Annotated in this window: 20 protein-coding genes; 13 read left to right on the forward strand and 7 right to left on the reverse strand. The window is 69.9% G+C overall.

Going from position 1 to position 25,915, the window contains the following annotated elements; all coding sequences use genetic code 11:
* The first annotated feature begins 27 nt into the window (after positions 1-27).
* Positions 28-1,695, forward strand: coding sequence for an iron ABC transporter permease (locus tag TSO352_RS20635; RefSeq protein WP_109109126.1), 1,668 nt, complete (start codon positions 28-30; stop codon positions 1,693-1,695).
* The gene (locus tag TSO352_RS20640) at positions 1,688-2,752 is read left to right on the forward strand and encodes an ABC transporter ATP-binding protein (RefSeq protein ID WP_109109127.1); all 1,065 of its coding nucleotides are present in this window, start codon (positions 1,688-1,690) and stop codon (positions 2,750-2,752) included. The genes TSO352_RS20635 and TSO352_RS20640 overlap by 8 nt, the downstream gene beginning before the upstream one ends.
* Positions 2,753-2,827: 75 nt before the next feature.
* Here the strand turns inward: TSO352_RS20640 and TSO352_RS20645 are convergent, their stop codons facing one another.
* On the reverse strand, positions 2,828-3,574 hold the full coding sequence (locus TSO352_RS20645; RefSeq protein WP_109109128.1) for a metallophosphoesterase: 747 nt from the start codon (positions 3,572-3,574) through the stop codon (positions 2,828-2,830).
* Positions 3,567-4,340: a nucleotidyltransferase gene (locus tag TSO352_RS20650; RefSeq protein WP_109109129.1), complete on the reverse strand. Its 774-nt coding sequence runs from the start codon at positions 4,338-4,340 to the stop codon at positions 3,567-3,569. The genes TSO352_RS20645 and TSO352_RS20650 overlap by 8 nt, the downstream gene beginning before the upstream one ends.
* A gap of 188 nt (positions 4,341-4,528) precedes the next feature.
* Here TSO352_RS20650 and TSO352_RS20655 point away from each other — a divergent pair, with 188 nt between their 5' ends.
* Positions 4,529-5,245, forward strand: a complete 717-nt coding sequence (locus TSO352_RS20655; RefSeq protein WP_109109130.1) for a hypothetical protein — start codon at positions 4,529-4,531, stop codon at positions 5,243-5,245.
* A 90-nt stretch (positions 5,246-5,335) separates the two neighbouring features.
* On the opposite strand, the gene TSO352_RS20660 is transcribed toward TSO352_RS20655, so the two are convergent.
* Complete coding sequence (locus TSO352_RS20660) at positions 5,336-6,550, reverse strand: alpha-hydroxy acid oxidase (RefSeq protein ID WP_282183893.1); 1,215 nt, start codon at positions 6,548-6,550, stop codon at positions 5,336-5,338.
* Positions 6,551-6,653: 103 nt separating this feature from the next.
* On the reverse strand, positions 6,654-6,827 hold the full coding sequence (locus TSO352_RS33295) for a hypothetical protein (protein WP_199231682.1): 174 nt from the start codon (positions 6,825-6,827) through the stop codon (positions 6,654-6,656).
* 251 nt (positions 6,828-7,078) lie between these two features.
* Here TSO352_RS33295 and TSO352_RS20670 point away from each other — a divergent pair, with 251 nt between their 5' ends.
* A complete protein-coding gene (locus TSO352_RS20670; RefSeq protein WP_109109133.1) occupies positions 7,079-8,428 on the forward strand; it encodes a nitrate regulatory protein in 1,350 nt (449 codons plus the stop codon).
* Between the two features lie 187 nt (positions 8,429-8,615).
* A complete protein-coding gene (locus tag TSO352_RS20675) occupies positions 8,616-9,908 on the forward strand; it encodes an FAD-dependent oxidoreductase (protein WP_109109134.1) in 1,293 nt (430 codons plus the stop codon).
* A 7-nt stretch (positions 9,909-9,915) separates the two neighbouring features.
* Here the strand turns inward: TSO352_RS20675 and TSO352_RS20680 are convergent, their stop codons facing one another.
* The 3 genes from TSO352_RS20680 to galE are packed head-to-tail and all read right to left on the reverse strand — an operon-like array spanning position 9,916 to position 12,777.
* Complete coding sequence (locus tag TSO352_RS20680; protein ID WP_247872279.1) at positions 9,916-11,142, reverse strand: DUF2336 domain-containing protein; 1,227 nt, start codon at positions 11,140-11,142, stop codon at positions 9,916-9,918.
* Entirely contained in the window at positions 11,142-11,714 is a 573-nt protein-coding gene (locus TSO352_RS20685) for a winged helix DNA-binding protein (RefSeq protein WP_109109135.1), read from the reverse strand. The genes TSO352_RS20680 and TSO352_RS20685 overlap by 1 nt, the downstream gene beginning before the upstream one ends.
* 49 nt (positions 11,715-11,763) lie before the next feature.
* The gene (gene galE / locus TSO352_RS20690; RefSeq protein WP_109109136.1) at positions 11,764-12,777 is read right to left on the reverse strand and encodes a UDP-glucose 4-epimerase GalE; all 1,014 of its coding nucleotides are present in this window, start codon (positions 12,775-12,777) and stop codon (positions 11,764-11,766) included.
* 525 nt (positions 12,778-13,302) lie between these two features.
* On the opposite strand from galE, the gene TSO352_RS20695 reads away from it, so the two are divergent.
* From TSO352_RS20695 to TSO352_RS20730, 8 genes are all read left to right on the forward strand, one after another.
* Positions 13,303-15,027, forward strand: coding sequence for a type I secretion system permease/ATPase (locus TSO352_RS20695; RefSeq protein ID WP_109109137.1), 1,725 nt, complete (start codon positions 13,303-13,305; stop codon positions 15,025-15,027).
* Entirely contained in the window at positions 15,024-16,370 is a 1,347-nt protein-coding gene (locus TSO352_RS20700) for an HlyD family type I secretion periplasmic adaptor subunit (protein WP_109109138.1), read from the forward strand. Before TSO352_RS20695 ends, TSO352_RS20700 begins: the two co-directional genes overlap by 4 nt.
* A 459-nt stretch (positions 16,371-16,829) precedes the next feature.
* The gene (locus TSO352_RS20705) at positions 16,830-17,654 is read left to right on the forward strand and encodes a calcium-binding protein (RefSeq protein ID WP_109109139.1); all 825 of its coding nucleotides are present in this window, start codon (positions 16,830-16,832) and stop codon (positions 17,652-17,654) included.
* 123 nt (positions 17,655-17,777) lie between these two features.
* Positions 17,778-20,060: a glycosyltransferase gene (locus TSO352_RS20710; RefSeq protein ID WP_109109140.1), complete on the forward strand. Its 2,283-nt coding sequence runs from the start codon at positions 17,778-17,780 to the stop codon at positions 20,058-20,060.
* Complete coding sequence (locus TSO352_RS20715; protein WP_109109141.1) at positions 20,057-20,896, forward strand: class I SAM-dependent methyltransferase; 840 nt, start codon at positions 20,057-20,059, stop codon at positions 20,894-20,896. Before TSO352_RS20710 ends, TSO352_RS20715 begins: the two co-directional genes overlap by 4 nt.
* Complete coding sequence (locus TSO352_RS20720) at positions 20,893-22,329, forward strand: glycosyltransferase family 4 protein (RefSeq protein ID WP_109109142.1); 1,437 nt, start codon at positions 20,893-20,895, stop codon at positions 22,327-22,329. Before TSO352_RS20715 ends, TSO352_RS20720 begins: the two co-directional genes overlap by 4 nt.
* Positions 22,326-24,545 (forward strand): hypothetical protein, encoded by a 2,220-nt coding sequence (locus TSO352_RS20725; RefSeq protein WP_109109143.1) that lies wholly within the window; start codon positions 22,326-22,328, stop codon positions 24,543-24,545. Before TSO352_RS20720 ends, TSO352_RS20725 begins: the two co-directional genes overlap by 4 nt.
* A gap of 48 nt (positions 24,546-24,593) precedes the next feature.
* Positions 24,594-25,910 (forward strand): glycosyltransferase family 4 protein, encoded by a 1,317-nt coding sequence (locus tag TSO352_RS20730; RefSeq protein WP_109109144.1) that lies wholly within the window; start codon positions 24,594-24,596, stop codon positions 25,908-25,910.
* Positions 25,911-25,915: the final 5 nt, after the last annotated feature.

Here is a 25,915-nt window from a genome sequence, read left to right on the forward strand (position 1 = left end):
ACGATTTGCGGCAAAAGGACATCCCCCATGAACCGCGCGACGCGCATTGCGGTGATCGTCGCCATGGCGATCGCCGTGCTGGCTCCGATCGGGCTGGTCGTGTACCAGAGCTTCCTCGACGGGCCGTTCTTCCAACCCAAGACCGCCTTCACCTGGTCGGCCTACGAGTTCGTGCTGGACGACGAGGACTTCTTCGACGCCCTCTACAACTCCTGCATCATCGCCTTCGGCATGACCGCCATCGCGGTGCCGGTCGGCGCGATGCTGGCCTTCCTGATGGCGCGCACCGACCTGCCGGGCCGCCGCTGGATCGAGCCGGTGATCCTGGTGCCGATGTTCGTCTCGTCGGTTGTGCTGGCCTTCGGCTTCGTCGTCAGCCTGGGGCCGGCCGGCTTCGTCACGCTGTGGTTCAAGGGCGTCTTCGGCTTCGTGCCGTGGAACCTCTACGGCAAGCCGATGCTGATCGTCATCGCCGGGCTGACCCACGTCCCGCACGTCTTCCTCTACACCTCCTCGGCGCTGCGCAGCCTGGGGTCGGACGTCGAGGAGGCGGCGCGGATGACCGGGGCCGGGCCGCTGCGCACCGCGCTGACCGTCAGCCTGCCGATGGTGATGCCGAACATCCTCTACGCCGCGGTGCTGGTGTTCTTCCTGGGCTTCGAGCTGTTCGGCCTGCCGCTGGTGCTGGGCGACCCCGAGGGCATCCTGGTGCTGGCGACCTACCTCTACAAGCTGACCAACAAGCTGGGCACGCCGTCCTACCAGCTGATGGCGGTGGTCGTGGTGGCGATCATCTGCATCGCCCTGCCGCTGGTCGCCATGCAGCGCTACCTGCTGCGCGCCGCCAACCGCTACGTCTCGGTCAAGGGCAAGGCGGCGGCGCAGAAGCCGGTGACCATCGGCTTCTGGCGCTGGCCGGCGGCGGCGCTGATCACCGCGTGGCTGCTGTTCACCGTCGTCGTGCCGCTGAGCGGCCTGATCCTGCGCGCCTTCGTGTCGAGCTGGGGCGAGGGCGTCAACATCCTCGACGTGCTGACGCTCGACCATTTCCGCGAGCTGATGGGCTTCCCCAACCTCGTCCGCGGCATCGTCAACACCGTGCTGATCGCGTCCGTCGGCGGGGCGCTGTCGGTCGGCGTCTACACCGTGCTCAACCTGGCGGCGCACCGCTGGCCGTCGGGCTGGACCCGACTGATGGATTACCTGGTGCTGCTGCCGCGCGCCATGCCGGGGCTGGTGGCCGGTCTGGCGATCTTCTGGGTGTTCCTGTTCACGCCCTTCCTGGCGCCGCTGCGCCAGACGATGATCGCCATCTGGGTCGCCTACACGCTGGTCTGGCTGGCCTACGGCATGCGGCTGGTCAGCGGCGCCCTGCTGCAGATCGGGCCGGAGCTGGAGGAGGCGGGCCGCATCGTCGGCGCCTCGCCGGGCCGGGTCGCCCGCGACCTGACCATCCCGCTGATCAAGGTCGGGCTGATCGCCAGCTGGCTGCTGATCTTCGTCACCTTCATGCGCGAATACTCGACCGGCGTCTATCTGCTCGCCCCCGGCACCGAGGTCATCGGCTCGCTGCTGGTGTCGCTGTGGGGCTCGGGCGCCGTCGACCTTGTGACCGCGCTGTCCACCGTCAACATCGCGATGATCGGCTGCGGCCTGCTGCTGATGTCGCTCTTCGGGAAACGCTCCCATGGCTAAGCTCATCGTCGACGACCTGCACCTGTCCTACGGCAGCAACCAGATCCTGAAGGGCATCACCGCGACCTTCGCCCAGGGCGAGATCGTGGCGCTGCTCGGCCGCTCCGGCAGCGGCAAGACCACGCTGCTGCGCTCCATCGCCGGGCTGGAGGAGCCGTCGCAGGGCGTCATCAGCATCGGCAACACCCCGATCTTCGACGCCGCCGCCGGCCTGAACGTGCCGTCGGAAAAGCGCGGGCTCGGGCTGGTCTTCCAGTCCTACGCGCTGTGGCCGCACAAGACGGTGTTCGAGAACGTCGCCTACGGCCTGCGCCTGCGCAACGTACCGAAGGCGGAGATCGGCCAGCGCGTCGCCGCCGTGCTGGACGGCGTCGGGCTCGGTCATCTCGGCGACCGTTACCCGCACCAGATGTCGGGCGGCCAGCAGCAGCGCGTCGCGCTCGCCCGCGCGCTGGTCTACAACCCGCCGGTCATCCTGCTCGACGAGCCGCTGTCCAACCTCGACGCCAAGCTGCGGGAGGAGGCGCGCATCTGGATCCGCGCGCTGATCAAGCGGATGAACCTGACCGCCGTCTTCGTCACCCACGACCAGGTGGAGGCGATGGCGATCGCCGACCGCATCATCCTGCTCGACGGCGGCCGCATCGTCCAGGCCGGCACGCCGGAACAGCTCTACACCGAGCCGGTCAGCCTGTTCGCCTCGGAGTTCATGGGCACCAACAACATGATGAAGAGCCGGGTGCAGGACAAGCGCGGCGGCTACGCCCGCATCGAGCTGGCCGGCTTCCCGCTGTGGGGCAAGGACCGCGGCGGCAAGGCGGTGTCGGAGGAAGCGACCGGCGTCATCCGCCTGGAGCAGGTCGCGGTCGCCGACGGCCCCGGCAGCGGCGACGGCGACAACCGCATCCCGGTCGAGCTGGAGACCTCGGTCTATCTCGGCAGCCAGTGGGAGCATGTCTTCCGCTGCGGCGACCAGACCCTGCGCGCCTTCGGCCGCCCGCTGGCGGCGGGCACCCACTGGCTGCACCTGCCGCCGGAACAGTTGTGGGTGTTCTGAAGGGGCTTTTGCCCCCTCCCTAACCCTCCCCCGCTCCGCGGGAGAGGGATGGGGAGGGGGCACCGCGGCCGGCGCTCAAACCTCGATCAACGCATACGGCCGCCCCGTCTCCTTCGGGATGGTCTGCGCCACGTTGTAGACCGGCGTCCCCCGCAGCGTCGTCCCCGCGTAAGTCCCGTGATGCGCATGCCCATGGGCAATCGCCCGGACGTTCGCGAAGCGGTCGATGGTCTCCGCCAGCCGCGACGAGCCCAGGAACGGGAAGATCTCCGTCGGTTCGCCCTCCACCGTCGCGGCGATCGGGGCGTAGTGCAGCACGACGAACACCCGCTCGGTCTCCAACTGGCGCAGCGCGCTTTCCAGCCGCATCGCCTCGTTCACCGCCTCGTGGACGAACTGCTTGATCGCCGGTTCGCCGAAGCTGTCCAGCATGCGGTTGCCGAACCCCCCGCCGAAGCCCTTGACCCCGGCGAACCCCACCCCGCGGATCTCCTGCGGCGCGCCGTCGAGGAAGCGGACGCCGGCCTGCTCCAGGATGTGCTGGATTTCCTCCAGATGGCCGCATTCGTAATCGTGGTTGCCGAACACGGCGACGACCGGGATGCCGATGGCGCGCAGATCCTCGGCCAGGATTTCCGCCTCGCGCGGCTTGCCGTGGTTGGTCAGGTCGCCGCACAGCGCCAGCACGTCGGCCTTGGCGGCGATCTCCTGGAACAGCTCGCGGAACGGGTGCTGCGAGGTCTCGCCGACATGGATGTCGCCGATGGCGGCGACGGTGAGGCGGCCGCCTCCGGCGGCGACGGTCAGGCTGGGCTCAGCCATGCTCGATCTCCTTTTGGCCCTCCTCGCCGACGACGTCGGCGAACCCCCAGTCGGTGACGTCGATCCGGTAATCCTCGCGCGAGAACAGCCGGCCGCGGCAAATCCGCGTCTGGGCGACCGGCAGCTTGGCGCGTTCCTGCATGCGCTCCAGCAGCTCCGCCACCAGCCAGTCGGGCACGCAGTCGCGTTCCGTCGGGTAGATGAAGCGGAAGTTCAGCAGGTGGATCAGCAGCACCTCCCAATATTGCTCCATGTGGGCGAGCAGCCGTTTCCAGTCGATCCGGTCATGCTGCTTGAGGATCAGGTGCGCGACGTCGGGGCCGTCGTATTTGTGGCGCATCTGGACGAAGGATTTGGAGAAGATCATTTCGGTCGGCGCCACCAGCCGGACGTCGGTGCCGCAGATCACCCCGCGATGCTCGTCCTTGAACCAGCGGTCGGTGACCGGGTTGATCGCCACCGCCGAGTTGAAGATGACGTCGAAGAACAGCTCGCCGTGCTTGACCTTGCCGATCCAGCGTTCGTCCTCGATCTCGGTTTCGAAGCCGTGGTCCTGGAAATGGGCCAGGATGCGCGGGAAGTCGCCGCCGCAACAGAAGACGTCGATGTCCTTGGTCGGCCGGTTGATGCCGGTGTAGGCGCTGACGGCGTAGGTCCCGCCCAGCAGGAACGGGATGCCGGACTGGGTCAGCAGCTTGAGGCTCTCGGTGTAGAAGGCCTCCGCCTCCGCGCTGACGGTGGCGCTGCCCTCGCGCAGCACGCTCATGGACCACTCCCCCTGGTGTGCCGATCACGGCACGTTGCCCCGGTACAACAGGGCAGGGTGGCAAGCGTTGCGGAGAGAGCAGAGCATTACCCTCTCCCGGGGCGGGAGAGGGATCTAGCAAAAAATCCCACAACCCAGAATTAAATCCTATATCCTGCCGACTCCCCACCCACTCAAGGAGCCGCGCCATGCCCCTCGACGCCCGCACCCTCGCCGCCGAATCGCTGAACGGCGACAGCTTCCCCTGCTGGGCCGAGGAGCCGCCCGTCCCGCCGGAGGGTTCGCTGGTCCCCGGATCGCAGTTCCATGAGGAGCAATGGATCATGGCCGCCGGCATGCTGGCGCGCGGCAACTCCTTCCTCCAGGTCGCCCGTGCCATGGGCTGCAGCCGCACCACGCTGTGGCGGGCCTATTACGGCTCGAAGGCGCTGCGGGTCCGCGTCTGGTGGGAGCGGCAGGCGCTGAACCGCGAAGCCGAGCTGCGGCTGTCCTCGCTGCGCGCCCTGGTCGCCGAGCAGATCGAGCGGCTGGTCTCGGCCGGCGATCCCTCGACGGTGCGCTGGCTGGCCGAGCGGCTCGGCCTGTTCGCCGGCCTCGACGCACCGGCCGCCTCTGATCGTCCGCAGCCGCCGGCCGGGGCAGCGCACGCCGCCCCGCCCCCTGACCTCGGCGCCGACACCCCGCTCGCCGTCACCGTGCCCGAACTCGACGACGACCGCCCCGGCGCCCTGCGCGAACGCACGCCACCCGACGCCGCCACCGTCGCCGCCATCCTCGCCCGGCCGGAGACCGACGGGCCGAAGGGCGTCTATCCCTGGACGCTCAACCCGGACGACCCCTTCCCCAACCTTGGCCCGGCGGTCGGCCGCCGCAGCGGGGCGCGCGTCTTCGCCCGCCGCCTGTAGGCCGGGCGCGGGCCGGGGAGCGGCGTGATGGAACACCGGCGGAAAAACGTTCCACACTGTTCCACCCAGCCCCGGCCAGGGCCGCCCAGCTCACCCCCCGAAGTCGGGCGTGCCGGCCAGGATGTTGCCGGTGACGGTGCGGATGTCGCGCAGGCCACACATCGCCATGGTGACGTCCATCTCCTTGCGGATGATCTCCAGGCACTGGGACACGCCGGCCTCGCCGCCGGCGCCCAGGCCGTAGAGGAAGGCGCGGCCGATGAAGGTGCCCTTGGCGCCCAGCGCCAGCGCCTTGACGACGTCCTGGCCGGAGCGGATGCCGCCGTCCATCAGCACCTCGATGCGGTCGCCCACCGCCTCGACGATCGCCGGCAACGCCGCGATGGAGGAGATGGCGCCGTCGAGCTGCCGGCCGCCGTGGTTCGACACGATCAGCGCGTCGGCGCCGGTTTCCGCCGCCATCACCGCGTCTTCCGGGTCGAGGATGCCCTTCAGGATCAGCTTGCCGCCCCAGCGGTCGCGGATGCGGCGGACGTCGTCCCAGTTCAGCGTCGGGTCGAACTGCTCCGCCGTCCAGGACGACAGCGAGGACAGGTTGCTGACCCCGGTCGCGTGGCCGACGATGTTGCGGAAGGTGCGCCGCTCGGTGCGCAGCATGTTCAGGCACCAGCGCGGCTTGGTCGCCATGTTGATGATGTTGCGCGGCGTCAGCTTCGGCGGGGTCGACAGGCCGTTCTTGATGTCCTTGTGCCGCTGGCCCAGGATCTGGAGGTCGAGCGTCAGCACCAGCGCCGAGCAGCCCGCCGCCTTCGCCCGGTCGATCAGCCGGTCGATGAAGCCGCGGTCGCGCATGACGTAGAGCTGAAACCAGAAGGGCTTGTCGGTGTTCTCCGCCACGTCCTCGATCGAGCAGATGCTCATCGTCGACAGGGTGAAGGGCACGCCGGCCTTGGCGGCGGCGCGGGCGGCCAGGATCTCGCCGTCGGCGTGCTGCATGCCGGTCAGGCCGGTCGGCGCCAGCGCCACCGGCATCGCCACCGGCAGGCCGACCATCGTGCTGGCCAGCGTCCGGTTCGTCATGTCCACCGCGACCCGCTGGCGCAGCTTGATCCGGCCGAAGTCCGACTCGTTGGCGCGGTAGGTCTGCTCGGTGTAGGAGCCGCTGTCGGCGTAATCGTAGAACATCCGCGGCACGCGCCATTCCGCCAGTTGCCGCAGATCCTCCACGCAGGTGACGGGCTGGTCGGTGAACAGGTTCGCCCAGCGCGACGGCGGCCGCGACGAGGGCATACGGACGGAAGTCATGGGATGTGTCTCAACGGTTGCGCGCGAAACGAATGGGGGTGGATTTGGCCACCATCCCCCGCGCAGCGTCAAGCGTGGCCTTGGGCAGAGCCGGCGGGCGGCGTCAGCGCGACGGCTTTTTCCGCCGCGAGGTCGCCGTGCCCTTGCCGGCGCCCCTGGTCTTCGGCGGCGTCAGCATCGCCTTCAGCGCCGCCGCCTGGTTGCGCTTGGCCGCCGTCATCGCGGCGGTGGTCCACATCGACGTCGCCTGGTTGGCCCAGGACAGCCAGACGCTCATCAAGGGGTTCTTCATCATCGGACGCCTTGCGGACGGAGGGGGATACCCCGGAGAACAGCGCCGGACGCGTTCCGTTGCTGCCGCGCTTTGGCCCAATTTTTCGGCAGTTTCGCCGAAATTCTGTGCATGTGCCGCATTCCTTTGCGGACCGCAGCGCGACTGTTCGGCCGGTCGAAGGTGATCTTTCGCTGGCATGTCAATTGCTTACTCCGGGGGCAGGGGCAAGCGGCGGTGTCGGGGGCAGGGGCGAGATGGCGGTTGAGCGTGACGTGACGGGCGTCGAGGTGAATGAGGACGCGGCGACGCGCTTCCTGCGGGCCGCCAAGCTGTGCCGCATCCGCGACGTCGAGCAGCTCCTGGCGGTCAGTGAACTGGTCAAGGACATGAGCGGGCTGATCCACGCGCTCCAGAAGGAACGCGGGGCGTCGTCGATCTATCTGGGGTCGAGCGGCAGCCGCTTCGCCGACGACCGCGCCCAGCGGGTGGCCGAGGCCCAGGCGCTGGAAGGCACTCTGCGCGGCCGGCTCGACCGGCTCGACGGGCGGCTGGAGCGCATGGGGTCGGGCGCCCAGTTCTACACCCGCGTCGCCATCGCGCTGCGCGCGCTCGACCGGCTGCCGGCGCTGCGCGAGCAGGTGGGGACACTGGCGCTGGTGCCGCAGGATTCGGTGAAGGCCTTCACCGACATCGTCAACCATCTGCTGGCCGTGGTGTTCGAGGCGGCGGACATCGCCGCCGACCCGGCGATCTCCCGCGCGCTGGTGGCGCTGTTCAACATCGTCCAGGGCAAGGAGTTCGCCGGGCAGGAGCGGGCGACCGCCGGCGCCGGCTTCACCCGTGGCCGATTCGACGCGGCGGAGCACGCCCGGCTCGCCCATCTGGTCGGCGTGCAGAACCGGGCCTTCCAGCTGTTCGCCGAGTTCGCCGACCCGGCCCAGGTCGCCCTGTTCCGCACCGCCCTGTCCTGCCCCGGGCTGGCGGAGGTCGAGCGGATGCGCGCGGTCGCGCTCAGCGACGACGGCCGCCACGGCGAGCTGGCCGGCATCACCGGCGAGGCGTGGTTCGAGCAGGCGACGCGGCGCATCGACGCGATCAAGACGGTCGAGGACCGGCTGGCCGAGGATCTGCGGCGGCTGTGCGAGGCCAAGCTGGCCGACGCGCGCGCCGACCTGGAACAGGCCGACCCGCGCGGCCCGGATGCCGTCATGCCGGTCGCCATGCTGCTGGTCGGCACCGATCCGGGCGTCGCCGGCACCGAGGATGTCGGCGCTGCTTATGGTGGCGGCGTCTACGCCCCCGACGGGCTGCGGCCGAAGCTGATGCGCTCGGTCCTCGACGTCGTGCAGGCGCAGTCGCAGCGCCTCCGCGACGTCAGCCTGGAGCTGGAGACGGCGCGGGCGGCGCTGAACGAGCGCAAGGTGATCGACCGCGCCAAGGGCCTGCTGATGTCGACCCGCAACCTGTCGGAGGACGAGGCCTACAAGCTGATCCGCAAGACGGCGATGAACCAGAACAAGCGGATCATCGAGGTCGCCGAGGCGATCCTCAGCATGTCGGACATCCTGCGCGGCCTGCCGGCCGGCGGCGCCGCCGCAACCTGAGCGGCCGGCGGCCTCCTGCCGGGCAACAAACGATCGATGGCCACGCACATTGTTGGCCGACTCAGCCATTGACCAATGAATTAGAAAAACCTAATTTAGAGAGAGGTGAAAAACAGGGCCGGCGACGACAGCCAGGGATGACCGTGGGGAATCGCGGGGGCGGCCCGGACGGGAAGAGGAAACGCACATGGCGCACATCGTCGTCCTCGGGGCGGGCATCGGCGGCATTCCGATGGCCTACGAGATGAAGGACCTGCTGGGGCCGGGCGACCGGATCACCGTGGTCTCCAACACCGACTATTTCCAGTTCGTGCCGTCGAACCCCTGGGTGGCGGTGGGCTGGCGGTCGCGCGCCGACATCACGGTGCCGCTGGCCGAACCCTTCGCCCGCAAGAACATCGCCTTCAAGCCGGTCGGCTGCCGCCGCGTCCTGCCGGAGGAGAACGCGCTGGAACTGGGGGACGGCTCCCGCCTCGACTACGACTGGCTGGTGGTCGCCACCGGGCCGGAACTGGCCTTCGACGAGATCGAGGGCTTCGGGCCGGACCGCAACACCATCTCGATCTGCCACGTCGACCACGCGCTGGAGGCCGCCGCCAAGTGGGAGGCGTTCTGCCGCGACCCCGGCCCGCTGGTGATCGGCGCGGTGCAGGGCGCCTCCTGCTACGGCCCGGCCTATGAGTTCGCGATGATCTGCGACGCCGACCTGCGCCGCCGCAAGATCCGGCACAAGGTGCCGATGACCTTCGTCACCTCCGAACCCTATGTCGGCCATCTCGGGCTGGGCGGCGTGGGCGACACCAAGGGGCTGCTGGAATCGGCGCTGCGCGAGCGGCACATCAAGTGGGTGACCAACGCCCGCACCGACCGCTTCGACCCCGACGCCGTCCACGTCACCGAGTTCGGCGAGGACGGGCAGGAAAAGGCGCAGCACCGCATCGACAGCCGGCTGACCATGATGTTGCCGGCCTTCCGCGGCATCGCGGCGCTGCGCGGGGTGGAGGGGCTGGTCAACCCGCGCGGCTTCGTGCTGACCGACAAGCACCAGCGCAACCCGACCCACCGCAACGTCTTCGGCGTCGGCGTCTGCATCGCCATCCCGCCGGTGGAAAAGACCCCCGTCCCGGTCGGCGTGCCCAAGACCGGCTACATGATCGAAACGATGGTCACCGCCACCGCGCGCAACATCCGCGCCCTGCTCGACGGCCGGGCGCCGGCCGACGAGCCGACCTGGAACGCGCTGTGCCTCGCCGATTTCGGCGACAGCGGGGTGGCCTTCGTCGCCATGCCGCAGATCCCGCCGCGCAACGTCAATTGGGCGGCGCAGGGGCGCTGGGTCCACCTCGCCAAGGTCGGATTCGAACGCTACTTCCTGCGCAAGGTCCGCAAGGGCCTGAGCGAGCCCGGGTACGAGCGCTACGTCCTCAAGCTGCTCGGCCTCAAGCGGGTGCAGGACGGCGTGCCGATGCCGGTGCCGTGACCGCCCGTCAGTGCATGGTGCGCACCGGCGAGAAGGGCAGACCGGCTTGGTCCAGCGCGCGGTCGATCACCTCGTCGGACTTCTGGTCGAACAGCTGCAGCAGCAGGTCGTCGACCATCCAGTCGTTGGTCGGGGTGCAGGCGGTGAACAGCTCGCTGATCACCTCCGCCTGGAAGTCCTCGCGTCCGGCGTCGGTACCCTCGTAATGCAGCCGCTTGACGACGCTGACCGCGACCTGGAAGGGCTGCAGCAGGCCGGGCGACACGCCGGCCTTCTTCAGCAGCGCCGCCATGCCCAGCTCGCCATCGTCCCAGGCGAGGCGGCGGGCGTTCTCCACCGGGACGGCGGCGCGGGCGGCCATGCCGGCGGCGAACAGCGCCACGTCGCCGGCGCACAGCGCGCGGAACAGCAGCGCCGGGGTCAGCCGACGGTTGGCGTGCAGCCACTGGATCACCGCGTCGACGTCCTCGGCCCCGCGCAGCACCGGGCGCAGCATCCGCATCGTCGCGGCCTCCCGCCCATGCTCGACCAGCCGTTCGACGAGGTCGCGCGACAGGCCGTGCGCCGTCATCAGCGTCGTCCGCATCGATTCGGAGACGAAGGCGATCACCCGTTCGACCATCGCCAGCGACAGGCCGGGGCGGGTCGCCGCCGCCTCGCTGACCATGCGGACGCGGCCGAAGCGGTCGAGCGCCCGGCTGACCGCGCTCTCCGGCACCACGGCGCCGTCGTTGCGCAGCAGCGCCGTCACCGCGACGACGTTGCCGCGCTCGGCGATGGCGCCCGACACCCGCGCCGACACGGTGGCGCGGCTGGCCACCGCGACATGCTTGCCGGCGTCGGGGTCGGACAGCACGTCGAGCAGCAGGTCGTCGGTCAGGCTGGCGGCGTCGCGCAGGATGGGGAAGGCCACCCGCCCGACGTCGCGCACCAGCCGTTCGGCCAGATCCTCGGTCAGCAGCGGGCTGTTGCGGAGCTGCCAGGCCACCGCCTCGCGCACCGCGGTCTGGGCGTCGCCGGCGAAGCAATGGACGACCTCGATCGCCAGCGAGCGTTCGGCCGGGCTGAGCGCGCCGGCCTCCAGATCCTGGAACAGCTTGCGCATCGTCTCGATCCGCGTTTCCGCGGTGGGGGAGGCGAGCAGCCGGTCCACATCCTGCGACGACAGCGCGCTGGGGAGAGGGGCGGGGGTGGGCAGGTCTGAGTTGGCCATCGTGTCACCCGGTTTGGGCATCAGTCGTAATCCAGGCAGGAGTAGCGGACCATGTCGCCCCACAGCCGGTCGAGCCGGCGCAGGGTGCGGTAGGCGGCCTTCAGGTCGCGGACCTCGGTGTCGTTGCGGACCAGCGCCTCGGCCTGAGCCTGCTCCATCCGGCGCAGGCCGTCCCACAGCTCCCGACCCTTGTCGGTCAGCTGCAGCCGGGCGGTGCGGCGGTCGCGCTGGTTGGCGGCGCGGTTGATGTAGCCGGCGTCGACCAGGATCTTCAGGCTGTAGGACGCGTTGGAGCCCAGGTAATAGCCGCGCTCCATCAGGTCGCGGACCGACAGCTCGTCCTCGCCGATCAGCATGACCATCAGGGCCTGGACCGGGCCGATGTCCTCGATGCCCTGCTTGGACAGCCCGACGCGCACGACGTCGAGATAGCGGCGGTGCATCCGCTCGATCAGGCGGGCCATGCCGTGGAAGTCGGCGAGATCCAGCTCCTCGCCGGCCTTGCCGCCGCTGCTCCCGGCCGCCACGCCGGTGTCCGCAGTCTCCGGCTCACTGCCGGGGGCCGTGTCATCGTCCCAGTTCAGATTGCTCATCGCCTTGCCAGTCCCGGCTGAACCATTGCCGCCATCCTCCTGCTGTTCCTCACTCCGCCGCGGCGGCCAGGCCGCGGAAACCCTGCGGGTGCGCCTGGCGCCAGGCCCAGGCGCTGCCGATGATGCTGTCCAGCCCGGGGAAGCGCGGCTGCCAACCCAGGTCGCGGCGGATGCGCTCCGACGAGGCGATCAGCGCCGGCAGGTCGCCGGGGCGGCGCGGGCCGATCTTCACCGGGATGCGGTGGCCGGTGATGCGCTCGGCCGCGTCAATCACCTCACGCACGCTGTAGCCGGTGCCGTTGCCCAGGTTGTAGCGGACCGACCGCCCGTCCAGCGCGTCGAGCACCCGCAGATGGGCGTCGGCAAGGTCGCAGACATGGATATAGTCACGCACACAGGTGCCGTCCGGCGTCTCGTAGTCGTCGCCGAAGATCTCGATGTGCGGGCGCTTGCCGGTCGCGGCGTCCAGCACCAGCGGGATCAGGTGGGTCTCCGGGCTGTGGTCCTCGCCCAGCTTGCCGTTGGGATGCGCGCCCGCCGCGTTGAAGTAGCGCAGGCAGGCGGAGCGCAGGCCGTGGCAGCGGTCGGCCCAGTGCAGCGCGCGTTCGATGATGAACTTCGATTCGCCGTAGGGGCTGCCGGGATCGACCGCCTCGTCCTCGTCGATCGGGATACGCTTGGGCGAGCCGAACAGGTTGGCGGTTGAGGAGAAGACCAGTTTGTTCACCCCGGCCTTTACCGCGGCGCGGATCAGGTTTAGTGAAGTGACGGTGTTGCCGTGCAGGTAGGCGTGCGGGTCGCGCATCGACTCTCCCACCACCGACAGGGCCGCGAAGTGGAACACCGCGTCGAAGCGCCACTGGCCGAAGACGCGGGCCAGCGCCGCCTCGTCGGCCAGATCGGCCTGGACGAAAGCCGCCTCGGGCGGAACGGCGGCGGCGTGGCCCTGGCGCAGATTGTCGAACACGACGACGCGGTGGCCGCGGTCGAGCAGTTCGGCCACGCAGTGGCTGCCGACGTAGCCGGCGCCGCCGGTGACCAGGATGGTCTTGGAATTGCTCATGGATTGGCTTCCTTGAACCGTCTCGTGGACCGCGCGCAGGCAGCGGTCGAATGGGTGGAAGGAATGGGGGCGGTTGCAGGCGCCGGTTGGGGGAACCGGGCCGCGGCAATGCATCGCGACGCAGCATGCCCGATAGTGGCGGTGTCTGACCAGATAGCCTCTATCACCACGCCGAACGGCCTAACGCCTTCGGCAAAGCGCAAAATTCCTGTTTCAGAACAACGGATTGATCAGGCTTTGACACCCCTTTCGGCGCTGCTGGAAAGGGGTAGCGGCCGAAACTTGTCACACGTACCTAAAATACCCTCGTTGTAAAGATTAGGGGCACGGAGTCCGCGGGCGTTTCCCCCAACGCCCACGTCCTGGCTTCCCATACGCGGCCTGTCCGCGCCCGGCCCTTCCCCCCAGGCCGGCTTCCTGTCCCGCGTCGCCCGTCGCCGGCAGCTTTTTCTGTTTCCCGAATCCTGCACCCCGACTCCCGAAGGCCGCCACGGCGGCTGAAGCCTCCAGCGCGAAGGATCGATGATGAGTTCCGTGGATCGGCCCCTGCTGACCCAAGCCTACCGGAAGATCGGCCGCGGCCTGCTGCTGGCCGGCGTGCTCAGCCTGTTCGTCAATGTCCTGATGCTGGTGGTGCCGCTGTTCACGATGCAGGTCTACGACCGCGTCATGAGCAGCCGCAGCCTCGAAACGCTGACGATGCTGGCGATCATCGCGGTTGGCGCGCTGGCGCTGTACGGCGCGCTGGACTTCATCCGCGCGCGCGCCTTCCTGGTGACCAGCGCCGTCGTGGCGCACCGCTTCAACGTGCCGGCGCTGGAGGCGGCGATCGTCGACGCGCTGGCCGGCGGCTCGCGCAACGCCGCCCAGACGATGCGCGACCTGAACGACCTGCGCGGCTTCATGACCAGCAGTGCGGTGACCGCGCCGTTGGAACTGGCCTGGGCGCCGATCTTCCTCGGCATCCTGTTCCTGCTGCACCCGGTCTACGGCGTGCTGGCCATCGGCGCGGCCTTCCTGCTGACGGTGATGGGCGTCCTGACCGATGCGCTGACCCGCCGCCCGATGGCGCAGGCGAACGAGGCGTCGGCCCGCGTCTTCACCGACATCGCCGGCGCCGTCCGCCACGCCGAGGCGATCGAGGCGATGGGCATGCTGCCGGCGCTGGCCCGGCGCTGGCAGGCGGCGCAGAGCGGCTCGGCGGGGATGATCGACCGCGGCGCCACCCTGTCGCGCGGCTTGGCCGCGGCCTCGCGCTCGCTGCGGCTGATGCTGCAGATCGGCGTGATCGCCGCCGGCGCCACGCTGGTGATCGACAATCTGGTGACGCCCGGCAGCATGATGGCCGCCGGTCTGATCACCGGCCGGCTGCTGCACCCGTTCGAACAGTTGGTCGACGGCTGGCGCCAATGGATCAAGGCGCTGGAGGCGCACCGCCGCATCCGCGACCTGCTGAACAACGGCACCACCGCGCGGTCGACCATGCCGCTGCCGCAGCCGCAGGGAACGCTGACCGTCGACCGCGTCAGCCATGTGCCCAACGGCCTCAACCGCCCGGTGCTGCGCAACGTCTCCTTCGCGGTGGAGGCGGGCGAGGTGCTGGGCATCATCGGTCCGTCGGGTGCCGGCAAGTCGACGCTGGCCCGCCTGCTGGTCGGCATCTGGCAACCGACCGCCGGCGGCATCTATCTGGACGGCAGCAGCACCTATCTGTGGGAGCGCGAGAGCTTCGGCAAATATGTCGGCTATGTGCCGCAATCGGTGGCGCTGCTCGACGGCACCATCGGCGAGAACATCGCGCGGATGGGCAACGCCGACCCGGCGGAGATCGTGCGGGCCGCGCGGCTGGCCGGCATCCACGAGATGATCGGCCGGCTGCCCTTCGGCTACGACACCGTCGTGGGCGAGAGCGCCTTTTCCCTGTCGGGCGGCCAGCGGCAGCGCATCGCGCTGGCCCGCGCGCTGTTCGGCCGTCCGCGCCTGCTGGTGCTGGACGAGCCGAACTCCAACCTCGACCACGAGGGCGAGCAGGCGCTGCTGGCCGCGGTCGCCAAGCTGCGGACGGAGGGCACCACCGTGGTGATGATCGCGCACCGCCCGTCCATCGTCTCGGTCGCCGACAAGCTGGTGGTGATGAAGGAGGGTGCCGTCGAGCATTTCGGCGCCCGCAGCGACGTCCTGAAACTGGTTCAGCCGGGCGCCGTGCCCGCCGGCGTCACCCGCCTCGTCCGCGCAGGAGAGCAACGATGACCAACACGCAGTCGCCGCCGGCCGTCTGGACCGCCACCATCGACGCCGTGCCGGCCGAACCGTCCTTGCGCAACACCGCGCTGGCCGGCGCGCTGGCGGTGCTGGCCGGGTTCGGCGGCTTCCTGGTCTGGGGATTCACCGCCAGTCTGGACAGCGCGGCGCTGGCCGCCGGCACGGTGATGGTGGAGAGCCACCGCAAGACCGTCTCTCACCTGGAAGGCGGCATTTTGCGCGACCTGCTGGTCAAGGACGGCGACTTGGTCCAGGCGGGTCAAGTGCTGCTGCGGATGGATTCGACGCAGAGCCGTGCCGTCGTATCGCAGTTGCAGGGGCAATATTGGACGGCGCTGGCCCGGCTGGGCCGGCTGCGCGCCGAACAGGCCGACGCGCCGAAGCCTCTGTTCGCCGCCGAGCTGCTGGCGGCGGTGCGCGACAACCCCGTCGCCGCCGAGGCGATGACGGTGGAGGAGCGGCTGTTCAACTCCCGCCGCGACAGCTACGAGGCGCAGCTCGGCATCCAGCGCAAGCAGATCTCCCAGTTGCGCAACGAGATCGTCGCGCTGGAGGCCCAGCGGGCCGCCACCGCCGACCGCCTGCGCTACACCGAGGATGAGCTGCGCGTCGTCCAGGAGCTGCTGGCCAAGGGGTACGAACGCAAGCCGCGGCTGCTGGAACTCCAGCGCAACGTCGCCGATTCGCGCGGGCGGCTCGGCGAGCTGATGGCCAACAAGTCCAAGGCTGAACAGGCCATCGCCGCCGCCGAGCTGGAGATGATCGACATCGGCAACACCCGCCGGTCGGAAGTCGGGACCGACCTCCAGACCGCGCAGGCCTCCGTTGCCGACCTGTCGGAACGACTGCGCAGCGCCGACGATGTGCTGCTGCGCCAGGGCGTCACCGCGCCGCAGGCGGGCCGGGTCACCGGCTTGCGCTTCTTCACGCCGGGCGGCGTCATTCCGGCGGGTGCCGGCATCCTCGACATCGTGCCGCAGGACGACGCCATGATCGTCGAGGCGCGGGTATCGACCAGCGACATCCAGAATGTCGAGATCGGCAGCCACGCCATGGTGAAGCTGACCGGCTACCGCCAGCGCACCGTGTTGCCGGTGCCGGGCGAGGTCGTCGCGCTGTCCGCCGACCAGCTGGTGGATGATCGCACCGGTGTGCCCTATTTCGCCGCCCGCATCGGTCTGGACGCCAAGGTTCTGGCGTCGATGGCGACGGTCGAGCTGCATCCGGGCATGCCGGCCGAGGTGATGATTCACGGCCACGCGCGGCGCGCCATCGACTATTTCCTGACGCCGCTGACCGACGGTCTTCAGAAAGCGTTCCGCGAGAAATAGAGCGCGGAAACGGTTCCGCATCGGCCCTCCCCCGTTCGGGCCGGTGCGGTTTGGGGCGTTCCGCGGCATTCGTGCCCCGCAACGCTCCACGGAAGGGCCGGCGTCCCCCACGCCGGCCCTTTTGTGTGTGAGAAGTTTTCAAATCGTTGAAATCGGCGTCCAGTTCCGTGACATTTTACGGATTAAAAGTCACGATTGTTTGGGCCCTCACCATTTTTTAAAACGGTAACTGCATAGAAATTCGTAGCAATTCAAAACAACTGTCTTTTTGAAAATAAAGACAATGCAATTCTCTGCGAGAATCTTCAGTCTAGACTCAATTTTTTCTTCCAGAGTTCCGTTTTTTATCACACTATCCAGCCGTTAGTTCTAGGTACACCGAAAGGGTAGCTCACCCTTTCGAGCAAGGCCGAAAATGACGGCCCAAAAATCCAATCACATCGCAAGGAGACACCTACGATGGCTACGGTTCCTGGGGGCAACTACGGCGACGACGTAATGGTCGGAACCCACAAATCCGATCTGCTCGACGGCGGGCATGGTGACGACCTGTTGCTGGGGGGCAATGGGAACGACACTCTGCTGGGCGGCGACGGACGCGATGCTCTGTTCGGGGGGAACGGGCATGACGAGGTCCATGGCGGCTCGGGTGCGGACATGCTGTTGGGGGGCAACGGCAGCGACATCCTGGACGGCGGCGACGGTGACGACATCATCCTGGGGGGGAATGGTGACGACATCCTGGTCGGCGGCCGCGGCCGGGACATCCTGGACGGCGGCAAGGGCGACGATCTGCTGTCCGGGGGTGACGGCGACGATGTCCTGAACGGCGGCAACGGCGACGACACCCTGTCGGGCGGCGGCCACAACGACATCCTGAACGGCGGCAAGGGCGACGACCTGCTGCATGGCGGGACCGGCGACGACGTGCTGAGCGGCGGCGACGGCGCGGACACCCTGTTCGGCGACGCCGGCAACGACCGCCTGGAAGGCGGCAAGGGCGACGACCTGCTGGTTGGCGGTGCCGGCCACGACGTCTTCATCTTCTCCGGCGGTGGCGGCCAGGACGTGGTCCTGGACTTCAAGGCCGGTGAGGACGTGTTGCAGATTGCCCGCAACATCAACGGCCTGAAGGTGACCGACGCTGCCGATCTGGCCGCCCGCGTCACCGACCAGCACGGCGACGCCGTGATCGACCTCGGCCATGGCGACAGCATCACGCTGAAGGGCGTCTCGGCCGCCGACGTTCACAACCACCCGAACGACTTCTTCGTCATTCACTGAGCGGTCCCCGCTCCGTGACCTGACGGGAAAAACCACTCCGCGGAGGAGGGGCCGGTGGTGCGAGAACCGCCGCCGGTCCCCCTTTGCCCGAATTTCCCCCGACGCTGCCGGAATCCTCAGCCCATGACCGTCATCGCCGTCCTGCCGAATTCGCTGTCGATCGCTCCCGCCCAACGTCTGGTGCTGGGCCGCCGCTTCCTGCTGGTGTCCTGGACGATGGATGGCTTTGATGCCGGGCGGGCGGAGCCGGTCGGGACGATCACGCCCAGTGTCGATGGCGAAGCGATGCGTCCGCCCTTCACTACCCTGTCGATCGGCACCGGCTGGGGCGGCCGGCGCGTGCTGGCGATCCTTCCGGCGCCGTCCGATCCGCGCACGCCCATCCATTTCGTTGCCAACAACCGCGTCATCGCGGAGTTGCGGACGGAGTCCGGCGCCGCCGACCTCGACCCGGCCGGGCTGCTCGGCAGCTTGGATGGCGCGGCGCGGCTGCGCGTGCTGCGCTTCCTCTTCGACTTCGCCTGCTCCACCCCGGCACTGCGCGGCGACGGCGCCTTCGCCGCGCTGTGCCGTCGGCTGGTGCTGGACCGTGCCGCCGAACCGGCGCCGCTGGCGGTCCGTGCTTCGGCCGGCGGCGATCTGCTGCTGTGCGCCGGGGCGTTGTCGCCGCGCTTCGGCGCCATCACCGGTCTGGTGGTCGTCTCGCCTGGCGCGGTCGTCCCGGCGCCTTTCGACGCCTGCGTCGGTAGTGACCCGGCCGGGCGTGGCCGCGTCGCCTTCGACCTGCTGATCGACCGGGCGCTGTGCGCACCGGGCAATCTGCTGGTGGTGATGGGGGCCAACGGACTGGCCTGCCGCCGTTTCCCCGAGACGCCGGCCGTCCTGCCGACGCTGACCGACCGGCTGAACGGCCGGCCGGACACCTCGGCGGATCTCCGCCACTACCTGCTGTCCTGTCTGGCCAAGCGGGGCCGGACCGACGCCTCGGCCGCTTCCGCCGTCAGCGAGCTCCAGGCGCTGGCACCGCTGCCGCGCCGGCAGGCGGCCGACGCCAAGCGCCCGATCGGCGCCTCGCTCGACCTCGCCATCCCCACGGCCGATGGTGGCCTGTTCCTGGCCGGCTGGCTGCATGACCCGCACAATCTGGCGGCCGGCCTGGTGGTGCGGACACCCTTCGGCGGCGAACGCCGGGTCGATGCCTTCGCCGACCGCTTCCCGCGCGAGGATGTCGCCAAGCTGTACGGCGCGACCGGGATCGACCGCAGCGGCTTTGTCCTGCATCTGCCGGGATCGCCCGGACCGGCGGCGGCGCTGCAGGTCAGTGCGGAGCTGCGGCTGGCATCGGGCGGCGCCCTGCGTCTGGTGCCGCCGCCACGCCCGCGCGCTGACGCCGACGCCCGCGCCGCGGTGCTGGGCAGCCTGCCGCCACGCTTCGCCACGCCGCAACTGCTGGAAACGGTGATCGCCCCGGCGGTGGCCCCGCTGCACGCTGCCCATCTGGCGACCCGCGCCGAACCGGAACTGGTCGTCTATGGCGAGCGGCCGACGCGGCCCGCCGTGTCGGTCATCATCCCGCTCTATCGGGCGCTGGAGTTCCTGCGCTTCCAGCTCGCCAGCTTCGCCACCGATCCGACGATGGCCGACGCCGAGCTGATCTTCGTGCTCGACAGCCCGGAGCAGCGCGACGAGGTCGTGCATCTGCTGCGCGGTTTCCACGCCCTGTACGGTCTGCCGATGCTGCTGCTGGTGCAGTCCGCCAACTTCGGCTATTCGGCGGCCAACAACGTCGGTGTCGCCGTCGCCCGGGCCGGCCGGCTGCTGTTCCTGAACTCCGACGTCGTGCCGGACCGGGCCGGCTGGCTGCCCGAGTTGGTCGCCGCGATGGAGGCCCGCCCCGGCATCGGCGCGGTGGGGCCGAAGCTGCTGTTCGACGACGACAGCCTTCAGCACGCTGGCCTCTATTTCGACCGCGATCTGCAGGGCGCTTGGTACAACCATCATTACTTCAAGGGACTGCCGCGCGACTTCGGACCGGCCTGCCGGCCGCGGTCGGTGCCGGGCGTCACCGGCGCCTGCCTGCTGACCACCAGCACCGCCTTCGCCACCGCCGGCGGCTTCTGTGAAGACTACATCATCGGCGACTTCGAGGATTCGGACCTCTGCCTGCGCATCCGCGACCAGGGGCTCGACATCCGCTACGTCCCGTCGGTGGAGCTGTACCACCTGGAGCGCCGGTCGATCGGCCGCCACCAGGGCTACACCCGTGGCGTCGCCTCCGAATACAACCGCTGGCTCCACGGCCGCCGCTGGGCCGGCCGCATGGACGCGCTGATGGCTCGCGACTGGAACGCCGCCGACGAGGCGACGGTGTTCCGTGCCGGCAAGACGACACAGGTGACCCGATGAACGCGATCGTGCCGACCCCGCAGCTTGCGGTCCTGCGCCGCCAGACCGACCCGCGCCTGGAATGGCTGTGCGCCCACATCGCCCGCAACCGCTTCCTGCCGGTGCCGCCGTCGGAGCTGCACTTCATCGGCGATGGCGATTTCCGCGCCATCGGGGCGGAGTTCCTGCGCCATTTCGTCCGGCTTGGCGGCCTGCGTCCCGACCACCGCGTGCTGGAGATCGGCTGTGGCGTCGGCCGCATGGCGCTGCCGCTGACCCAGTATCTCGACGGCGCCTACGACGGCATCGACATCGTGCTGGACGGCATCCGCTGGTGCGCCCAGACGATCACCCCGGCCTATCCGGAGTTCCGCTTCCATCACCTCGACGTCGCCAACGGGCTGTACAACCCGGACGGCCGGATCGCCGGCGGCGCGGCGTCGCTGCCCTTCACCGCCGGCGCCTATGACTTCGTCATCCTGACCTCGGTCATCACCCACCTGCGCACCGCCGACACCGAGCGTTACGCGGCGGAGATCGCCCGCATGTTGAAGCCGGGCGGGCGCTGCTTCCTCAGCCTGTTCCTGGCCGACACCACCGCGCGTGCCGGCATCGCTAGGGGGACCGCCCGCCCGGCCTTCCAGGAGGCGCCCGGGGGCGCCGCGGCGGTCGAACTGCTCGCCGACCCGGCCCACCCGAACGCCGCCATCGCCTATGACGAGGCGTTCCTGCTCGGCCGCTTCGCGGCGAACGGCCTGCACCCGGCCCGGCCCATCGCCTACGGCCACTGGAGCGGTCAGCGCGAGGCCGAGAATTTCCAGGATCTGCTGGTGCTGGAAAAGAGGACCGGCCGATGAGCCGCCGCCGTCTGCCCCTGGTTCCGGCCGGCCGGCCGGTCGTCAAGGCGCCGCCCAAGCCGCAAGGTGCCCGATTTGAGAAAGCCCGGCCGCCCCGCGTCCTGCTGATCGCCCACAACCACCCCAGCCTGCATCCCGGCGGCACCGAGATCTTCGCGCACGAGCTGTTCGGCGGCCTGAAGGCGGCGGGGGCGGAGTGCCTGTTCCTGGCCTGCACCAACGACACCCACCGCACGCCGCGGCCGGGGACCGGGTTCCAGACGCTGGGCCGCAGCGCCGACGAGGTGCTGCTGTGGGCCGGTCACTTCGACCATTTCCACCAGAGCCAGATCGACCTGCACGGGCTGGTGCCCGACCTGTCGAACCTGCTCCGCGCCTTCCGGCCGGACATCGTCCACATCCACCACACCCTGCTGCTGGGCGTGGAGATGCTGTTCCTGATCCGCCGCGTCTGCCCCGATGCGAAGATCGTCTACACGCTGCACGACTATTACCCGATCTGCGCCAACGATGGGCAGATGGTGACGACGGACAATCGGAAGGGGGCCGATCGGGAGGGGGGGAACCGCGCGCTCTGCGACCGCGCCACGCCGGACGCCTGCCACCGCTGTTTCCCCGACCGGCCGGCCGACCAGTTCCTGCTGCGCGAGAAGCACATCAAGGCGATGTTCGGTCTGGTCGACCGCTTCCTGTCGCCCAGCCGTTTCTTGCGCGACCGCTACGTCGCCTGGGGCCTGAACCCCGACCGGATCGAGGTGATGGCGAACAGCCGCCCGGCCGTCGCCGCAGCCCCGGTGCGGGAGATCGCCTCCGGCGGCCGGCGCGACGCCTTTGCTTATTTCGGCAACCTCAACCCGTTCAAGGGCGTCACCGTGGCGCTGGACGCGGTCGCCCGCATGGCCCGGCAGGGGCTGGACCCGGCGCTGTCCGTCCATGGCGGCAGCCTGTTCCAGTCGGCCGAGTTCCGCCAGCGGGTGTCCGAAGGCTTCGAGGCGGCACGCGGCTTCGCCACCGGCCACGGCCCCTACCGGTTTCAGGACATGCCGGCGCTGATGGCCGCCGCCGACTGGGTGCTGGTGCCGTCGGTCTGGTGGGAGAACGCGCCGCTGGTCATCCAGGAGGCCTTCCAGCATCGCCGTCCGGTGATCTGCAGCGGCATCGGCGGCATGGCGGAGGCGGTGCGCGACGGCGTCGACGGCCTGCACGTCCGCCCCGGCGACGCCGCCGACCTCGCCCGCGTGATGACCCGCGCGATGACCGAGCCCGGCCTGTGGGAGCGGCTGTCCGCCAACATCCCCGCCGTCCGCCCGACCGAGGACGCCGCCGCCCTGCACCTCGCCCTGTACGGCGAACTGCTGGCCGGTCCCACCCCCGTCCAGTCCGCATCCGCAATTTCCGCACCCGCATTTTCCATGGGGAACCGCACCCGATGAAGGACCGCAGCACCAAGGCCGACATCACCGCCGCCGTCCTGCTGGACGAGGACACGCTGATGCTGTTCGGCGCCATCGACCAGCCGGTGCCGGCCGACAGCCTGGTGCTGCTGGACGGCACCGCCGACGGGCGCTTCCGTGGCGGCTGCTGGATCGACGGCGCCGGCGAGCGCTGGTTCCTCGGGGTCATCCGGGTGGCCGGACTCGCCCACATGCGGCCGTCGCGCATCGAGATCCCCGACGAACGCGGCGCGCACCTGCTGCTGCCGCGCCTGTCCAACGTCCGCACCAATCCGGCCCATCTGGTCGCCACCCTGCGCGAGGTGCAGCCGCAATCGCTGGGCACCGCGCTGGACGTTGCCGTTGCGCTGCTGGCGGGGGAGCAGAACGCGGTTGATCCGACCGCCGAGGAGCCCGCCGCCGACCGCCGCATCCGCCTGTTGACCGGGCTGGCGCAGGAGGTCTCGCGCCCCGATGGCTTCGCCGAGGTGCTGGGCCGCTTCCGCGATGGCGCGTTGATGGTGCAGGGCTGGTCGCACGGCTTCCCCGCCGGCGAGCAGACCGTGCTGGTCGAGGCGGCGGACCTGCGCCGGCACAGCGCCGCCGCGGCCCCCTTCCACCGGCCTGACCTGCCGGCCGACGCCGCCGGCCTGCTGGCGGTGCTCACCGGCCCGGCGGCCTCGCCCGAGGGGATCCGCCGCATCCATTTCCGCGCCGCCGACGGCTGGCGCCATCTGGCGATCTTCGAACATCGTCAGATCCTGGCCGACGGCGTCGCCTCGGCCCACGCCCGTGACATGCTGGGTCCGTTGCAGGGCGACGCCGCCCGCCGCAGCGTCGCCGCCGCGCTCGCCGCCCGCTACAACGGGGTGGAAACGGTGTCGCAACTCGACGCCCCGGTGCGCATCGGGCTGGACATGGCGGTCCGCGTGCCGGGCGTCGGCCTGTTCGTCTGCGGCTGGCTGCTCGACCCCGGCCATGCCGTTCGCGGCGTGACGCTGAAGGGAGCCGGGCCGTCGGGGCCGGGGCTGTCGGCGCGGCTGGACGCCGACTGGTCGCGGCTGGCCCGCCGCGACGTCAGCGAGGCCTTCGCCCATGATGCAGCCTTCGCCGGCCGGCTGGTGCCGGGCAGCGACGCCCACGGCTTCACCGCTTTCGCGGCGGAGCCGGCCGGTCTGGCCGCTGATGCCGAGTTCCATCTGGAGCTGACGCTGGCCGACGGCGTCGCCTTCCTGCCACTGCCCTGTCAGCCGCCGGCACCCGACGCGCTGCGCCGCATGCTGGGGGCCGTCAACCCGGACAGCCCGTCGATCGACCGCATCGTCGCCACCCATCTGGGGCCGATGCTGCGCGCCGCCACCGCGGCGCGCGCGCCGTCCACCGCCGTCCTGCACCCGATGGGCCGCGCGCTGAAGAGCCCACGGGTGTCGGTGATCCTGCCGGTCTGCGACGGGCGCGAGGACGTCGACCTGAACCTCGCCCGCATGGCGATCGACCCGGATTTCGCCGACGCCGAGATCCTGGTCGCTGCCGGCGCCGGCACGCACGAGCGGTTGGCCGGCATGGTGCGGCAGGCGGCCGGCTTCTACCGGCTGGCGGTCGGCTTCGTCGCCGCGCCGGGGGCCGCCGACCCGTTCGAGGCGGTCGCCGCCGCCCTGCCGCACGCGCGGGCCGACCGGGTGCTGCTGTTGTCGCCGTCGGTGCTGCCGACCGAGCCCGGCTGGCTGTCGGCGCTGGAGCGGGCGATCCGCAAGCCCAACGCGGTCGGCTCCGCCGCGCTGGCGCCGGTGATGGCCAGCCCGACCCTGCTGTACGAGGATCACTCGATCCGCTTCGCCGGCATCGTCGCGGTCGAAGGGCCGGGCGGTGCCGTCACCTACGAACGCCGCTTCGCCGGCTACCCGCGCGACTGGCTGAAGGAGCGCGAGGCGTCGGCGGTCGACGCCGCCTCGGCCGACTGCGCGCTGCTGCCGCGCGACCTGCTGGTCCGGGCGATGGCGGAGTGCGGTCGCTATCTCGGGGCCGAACCCAAGGGGCTGGACCTCTGTCTGCGGGTGAACGCCGCCGGCGGTTCCTGCCTGTGGCTGCCGAAGGTCCGGCTGGTCGCGGTCGACGAGCAGGGCCGCGACGCCCACGACCCGCGCCTGCGCCGGATGAGCGCCCTGGTCGACCAGTGGAGCTTCACCGAGCGCTGGTCGGCCTCCATCGCCGCCTGACCGATGCCATTCCCCTCTCAACCGCCAGAACGGACCTGCGGCAGCCCCATGAGCCAGAGCAAGCGCGTGCTGATCATCAGCCATGGCCATCCCTCCTTCTCGCTGGGCGGGGGGGAGGTCGCCTCCTACAACCTCCACAACGGCATGCACGACCTGCCGGGCTGGAACAGCCACTATCTGGCCCGCGTCGCTCCGCCGATCGCCCAGCATGGCGGTTCCGCCCTGATGGCGCTGCGCCAGAAGGAGCGGGAGGTCCTGTACTACGCCAACGACTACGACCATTTCCGCCTGTCCAACCGTAACCTTCCGGGGCTCGAAAAGGACTTCGTCCGCTACGTCCGCGACCTTCAGCCCGACGTGGTGAACTTCCACCATTTCCTGGGACTGGGGATCGAGACGATCCAGGCGGTGCGGCAGGCGTTGCCACGCGTGCCGATCGTCGTGACCTTCCACGAATACCTGTCGATCTGCCACCACCACGGCCAGATGGTGAAGACCAGCCGCAACACGCTGTGCTACCGCGCCAGCCCGGCCGACTGCGCCGGCTGCTTCCCGCAGATCGGCGAGGCGGAGTTCTTCAAGCGCGAGCTGTTCCTGAAGACCTTCCTGGAGCAGGCCGACTTCTACATCAGCCCGTCCAACTTCCTGATCGACCGCTACGTCGATTGGGGGTTGCCGCGCGAGAAGTTCCGCATGATCGAGAACGGCCTGACCATCGAGGGCGTGGCGCCGCCGCGCCCCGTCGCCCGCGGCGGCAAGCGCAACCGCTTCGCCTTCTTCGGCCAGTTGACCGAGTTCAAGGGCGCCCATGTGCTGGTGGAGGCGGTGTCGCGCCTGTCCGAGAAGGTGTGGGGCGAGGACGGTGCGCTGATGATCTTCGGCGGCAACCTGGAACGCCAGCCCGAAGCCTACCAGAAGCGTTTCAACGACGCGGTCGAGAAGGCCGGCGACCGGGTGCGCTTCTACGGCAGCTACCGGTCGGCCGAGCTGCCGGGGCTGATGAAGGACGTCGACTGGATGATCATCCCGTCGATCTGGTGGGAGAACTCGCCCGTCGTCATCCAGGAGGCCTTCCTGCACGGCCGCCCGATCATCGCCAGCAACATCGGCGGCATGGCGGAGAAGGTGACGCACGGCGTCGACGGCCTGCATTTCCGCAGCGGCAGCGTCGAGGACCTCGTCGACCGGATGACCGAAGCGCTGACCAGCCCGGAGCTGTGGGACCGGCTGCGCCTGCGCATCCGCCGTCCGATCGACCGTGCCGAATGCGCCCGCCAGCACGCCGAGGTCTACGACGCGCTGCTGGCCGCCCGCAACGGCGGTGCGTCGGCGCTGCCCGACCGCGCCGTGGCGCAGCGGTCGTGAACCGG

The organism is Azospirillum sp. TSO35-2 (assembly GCF_003116095.1).
Lineage (GTDB): Bacteria > Pseudomonadota > Alphaproteobacteria > Azospirillales > Azospirillaceae > Azospirillum.

Coding starts and splice junctions, on each gene's coding strand:
- TSO352_RS20720 (WP_109109142.1), top strand. CDS start 20,893: ATGAGCCGCCGCCGTCTGCCCCTGGTTCCGGCCGGCCGGCCGGTCGTC.
- TSO352_RS20715 (WP_109109141.1), top strand. CDS start 20,057: ATGAACGCGATCGTGCCGACCCCGCAGCTTGCGGTCCTGCGCCGCCAG.
- TSO352_RS20675 (WP_109109134.1), top strand. CDS start 8,616: ATGGCGCACATCGTCGTCCTCGGGGCGGGCATCGGCGGCATTCCGATG.
- TSO352_RS20705 (WP_109109139.1), top strand. CDS start 16,830: ATGGCTACGGTTCCTGGGGGCAACTACGGCGACGACGTAATGGTCGGA.
- TSO352_RS33295 (WP_199231682.1), bottom strand. CDS start 6,827: ATGAGCGTCTGGCTGTCCTGGGCCAACCAGGCGACGTCGATGTGGACC.
- TSO352_RS20670 (WP_109109133.1), top strand. CDS start 7,079: ATGGCGGTTGAGCGTGACGTGACGGGCGTCGAGGTGAATGAGGACGCG.
- TSO352_RS20695 (WP_109109137.1), top strand. CDS start 13,303: ATGAGTTCCGTGGATCGGCCCCTGCTGACCCAAGCCTACCGGAAGATC.
- TSO352_RS20700 (WP_109109138.1), top strand. CDS start 15,024: ATGACCAACACGCAGTCGCCGCCGGCCGTCTGGACCGCCACCATCGAC.
- TSO352_RS20655 (WP_109109130.1), top strand. CDS start 4,529: ATGCCCCTCGACGCCCGCACCCTCGCCGCCGAATCGCTGAACGGCGAC.
- TSO352_RS20635 (WP_109109126.1), top strand. CDS start 28: ATGAACCGCGCGACGCGCATTGCGGTGATCGTCGCCATGGCGATCGCC.
- TSO352_RS20680 (WP_247872279.1), bottom strand. CDS start 11,142: ATGCCCAAACCGGGTGACACGATGGCCAACTCAGACCTGCCCACCCCC.
- galE (WP_109109136.1), bottom strand. CDS start 12,777: ATGAGCAATTCCAAGACCATCCTGGTCACCGGCGGCGCCGGCTACGTC.
- TSO352_RS20710 (WP_109109140.1), top strand. CDS start 17,778: ATGACCGTCATCGCCGTCCTGCCGAATTCGCTGTCGATCGCTCCCGCC.
- TSO352_RS20730 (WP_109109144.1), top strand. CDS start 24,594: ATGAGCCAGAGCAAGCGCGTGCTGATCATCAGCCATGGCCATCCCTCC.
- TSO352_RS20725 (WP_109109143.1), top strand. CDS start 22,326: ATGAAGGACCGCAGCACCAAGGCCGACATCACCGCCGCCGTCCTGCTG.
- TSO352_RS20640 (WP_109109127.1), top strand. CDS start 1,688: ATGGCTAAGCTCATCGTCGACGACCTGCACCTGTCCTACGGCAGCAAC.
- TSO352_RS20685 (WP_109109135.1), bottom strand. CDS start 11,714: ATGAGCAATCTGAACTGGGACGATGACACGGCCCCCGGCAGTGAGCCG.
- TSO352_RS20650 (WP_109109129.1), bottom strand. CDS start 4,340: ATGAGCGTGCTGCGCGAGGGCAGCGCCACCGTCAGCGCGGAGGCGGAG.
- TSO352_RS20645 (WP_109109128.1), bottom strand. CDS start 3,574: ATGGCTGAGCCCAGCCTGACCGTCGCCGCCGGAGGCGGCCGCCTCACC.
- TSO352_RS20660 (WP_282183893.1), bottom strand. CDS start 6,550: ATGACTTCCGTCCGTATGCCCTCGTCGCGGCCGCCGTCGCGCTGGGCG.